At 44.7% G+C, this 3,666-nt stretch carries 3 protein-coding genes; all 3 read left to right on the forward strand.

Annotated elements, in window-relative coordinates:
• The first annotated feature begins 493 nt into the window (after window positions 1-493).
• On the forward strand, window positions 494-1,051 hold the full coding sequence (locus AAC037_RS21540) for an NIF family HAD-type phosphatase (protein ID WP_339905524.1): 558 nt from the start codon (window positions 494-496) through the stop codon (window positions 1,049-1,051).
• A gap of 10 nt (window positions 1,052-1,061) precedes the next feature.
• Window positions 1,062-3,089, forward strand: a complete 2,028-nt coding sequence (gene tkt, locus AAC037_RS21545) for a transketolase (protein WP_339905525.1) — start codon at window positions 1,062-1,064, stop codon at window positions 3,087-3,089.
• Window positions 3,090-3,105: 16 nt separating this feature from the next.
• A partial coding sequence (locus tag AAC037_RS21550; protein WP_339905527.1) for a glyceraldehyde 3-phosphate dehydrogenase NAD-binding domain-containing protein occupies window positions 3,106-3,666 on the forward strand: 561 nt, incomplete at its 3' end.

A 3,666-nucleotide genomic window follows, 5' to 3' on the forward strand; every position in this document is an offset into this window, starting at 1 on the left:
GAGAGGGCGCTTCTCTCCAAAGAGCAGCCTGACTATATCATAGATCACATACGGGAGCTTAAATCAATACTGAGTTAAAAGCAGCTTAAATCCGATTCTGTGACACAAATGACATTCTACTATTTACAAGATTAAACGCTCCGCTCACCCTTAATGCCAAAACTTACAATTTCAAATTGCTGAGGTTCAATATAATACTTTCATAATTCCAAAGGAGCTACCTAATGTGCCGCACAGAAACTGAATTTTGTGCCATTTTATGCTCATAAGTATATCCGAGAATACAGTTCAAGAAAAAATATTTTTTTTAAAAAACTTATATACAGCGTATTAACAAAATTAAATGACTTTTTATCGTCTCTGTAAAAAAATGGCACACTTAATGCCATGTCCAATGCCAAAGTACGTGAACAGGTTATGGGCAAGCAGCTAAAAGCGATTATTTTTGATGTAGATGGTACCCTAGCGGATACTGAACAATACGGTCATTAAAATGATCCATGAGATACCCGGCAATGCCAACCGGTTTGCCCATGAATTGAACAGGCAGGGCTATCATCAGAACGAAATAGACCATCTTGCCAAGCAATTTGCCAAGATCAAGCAAGATATCTACATCAAAAAATACCTGCCAGAACTCGAACTAAGGCCCGGGGTTGAAAATATTCTTCAAGAAGCCGTAGCAAGGAAGATTCCTCTTGGAATCGTTTCTACATCCCATGAACCACAGATCCATGCACTACTTGCCAATCAGTTGGAAAAGTTTCATGAACTTTTTAAAGTGGTCATGGGCAAAGAGAGTGGTAGAAAAACAGAAAATGGGGGATACCTATATTCCAAATGCTTGGAGAAGTTGGAGTTACAACCAGAAAATGTTCTGGTCATTGAAGATTCAGAACCTGGGCTGGAAGCAGCCATCTGTGCCAACATACCCACGGCGGTTTTCTATAACGATTACACTTTTGGCAGCGCCTTTAAAGGAGCCAGGCTGGTGGCCCCGGACTTAAGTACATTTTCTTTGAAATCGCTCGAAAAAATTTGCCTTAACTAAAATTCAGAAAATGATAGCACGACCAAAACCATTTCCACATGCTGCCAAAATGAATATTTTATGCAGGAAAGTAGCCAATACCATCAGGGGGCTCTCCATGGACGGGGTACGGGCCGCCAATTCAGGCCATCCCGGCCTGCCATTGGGTATGGCCGACGTGGCAGCAGTGTTGTGGACAAAATACCTCAAGCACAATCCCAATAATCCAAATTGGTACGACCGTGATCGTTTTGTGCTTTCAGCGGGGCACGGTAGTATGCTTATTTACAGTCTTTTACATTTGTTTGGTTACAAGATGCCCATTGGTGAGCTAAAAAAATTCAGACAGTGGGGCAGTATAACACCGGGCCATCCCGAAAATTTTGTTACCAAAGGAGTAGAAACTACAACTGGGCCCTTGGGCCAGGGGTTGGCCAATGGCGTGGGGATGGCATTGGCAGAAGCCTCGCTGGCAGCCAGGTTCAATACCAGGGAATACAAAATAACCAATCATTATACCTATGTGATTGCAAGTGACGGAGACCTGCAGGAAGGTATCTCTCATGAGGTATGTTCTTTTGCCGGCCCTAACAAGTTAGGGAAGCTTATTGTTTTTTATGACAACAACAACATATCCATTGACGGTAGCACAGACCTTTCTTACAGTGATGTGGTTACCAAACGTTTTGAGGCATATCACTGGCATGTAGTCCATATCAATGGCCATGACGTGGAAGCCGTCCAGGACGCCATAGAAGAGGCCCAAACAAGTTTGTACAAACCAAGCATTATTATCTGTGATACCCAAATAGGATTTGGCAGCCCCAGCAGAGCAGGCACTGCAAGAGCTCATGGAGAACCTTTCCCGGATCAGGAGATCAAATTCACCAAGAAAAACCTTAAACTGCCTCCCCAAGAAAAATTCCATATCCTACCGGAAGTTAGAACCCTTATTCATGAATCCATTGAGGCCGGAAAAGAATTGGAAAATGAGTGGATCAACAGATTTAAGGCCTACGAGGGGGAGTGCCCGGAAGACGCAGCCAAGTTTGAAAGCTGTATTCTCGGGAATTTTGAAAAGAACTGTTTAGACATCCCTTTGTTCGAGGAAGAAGACGAAATGGCCACCCGCACTGCTTCGGGCAAGGTACTTAATCATATTGCACCAAGAATTCCCGGGCTTGTGGGAGGGTCGGCAGACTTAACACCTTCCAATAACACCTTCCCTTTGGGAGAGCAATCCTTTAGTGTAGACAATCCTTCCGGAAGATATATCCATTACGGAGTCAGGGAACATGGCATGGGAGCCATAATGAACGGCTTGGCATTACATGGCGGAGTACTTCCTTACGCCGGGACTTTTTTCGTTTTTTCCGATTACATGCGGCCAGCTATGCGTATGTCGGCTTTAATGGGTTTACAGGTAATCTATGTACTCACCCACGATTCCATAGGGTTGGGTGAAGATGGACCCACCCACCAGCCAGTGGCGCACCTGACCTCCTTTAGGGCTATGCCCAACATATTGACATTGCGGCCCATGGACTCCAATGAAACAGTGTCTTGCTGGAAAATTGCCCTTAATAATAGAACAGGGCCCAGTTGTTTGGTGCTCACGCGGCAAAAACTACCAGTGTATAACAGGGAGTCATTAGGATATGCCGGTGCGGACAATGCCGAAAAGGGCGCGTACATTCTAACGGAGGACAAGAATTTCAAGGCCATTATCCTGGCCAGTGGTTCAGAAGTGCAATTGGCTTTGGACGCCAAGGAAAAATTGAACAAAAAAGGGGTGGCCGTCCGGGTAGTTTCTGTTCCCTGTACCGAGCTTTTTGACCAACAGGACGAAAAATACAGAAATAAGATACTGCCTCTAAAAATCAAAAACCGGGTAGCTGTGGAGGCTGGTGCTACACTTTCCTGGCGGAACTATGTTGGTGTGGAAGGCAAAGTAGTGGGGCTAGACAGATTTGGCGCCTCTGCACCATATAAAACTTTGTTTGAAAAGTTTGGTATAACTGCCAAAGCTGTGGTCAAAGCTGTAGAAGAACAACTATAAAAGAACAATTGTAGCGATGAGAAAAAAAAATATAGCTATAAACGGATTCGGGCGTATTGGCAGGCTGGCTTTCAGAAACCTGCTGAACAATCCAGGTGTTGAAATCAAGGCCATAAACGACCTTGGGGACAACGCCACCTTGGCCCATTTATTAAAATATGACACCACCCATGGTCGTTTCCCTTTTTCAGTTGAGTTAAAATTTGAAGGCGAGGTCTCATCAAATGAAAAAGCAATCGTGGTCAGGGGAAGGCTCATAAATGCATATGCCGAAAAAAACCCGTCCAGGCTCCCGTGGAAAGAACTTGATATTGACGTTGTACTGGAGTGTACAGGAATTTTTAGGGACAGGGAGAAAGCTGCACAACATCTGAAGGCAGGGGCAAAAAAAGTGATCATTTCGGCGCCGGGCAAAGGCGATGGAGTCAAGACCATTGTCTTAGGTGTGAACAACAGTGAAATAACAAAGGAACAGGAAATCTATTCCAATGCTTCATGTACCACCAACTGCCTGGCCCCGGTCATGAAGATCATTACGGAAAACTGGGGGTTGGAAAAGGGCTCCATGACAACCATC

The organism is uncultured Cyclobacterium sp., assembly GCF_963976465.1.
GTDB lineage: Bacteria > Bacteroidota > Bacteroidia > Cytophagales > Cyclobacteriaceae > Cyclobacterium.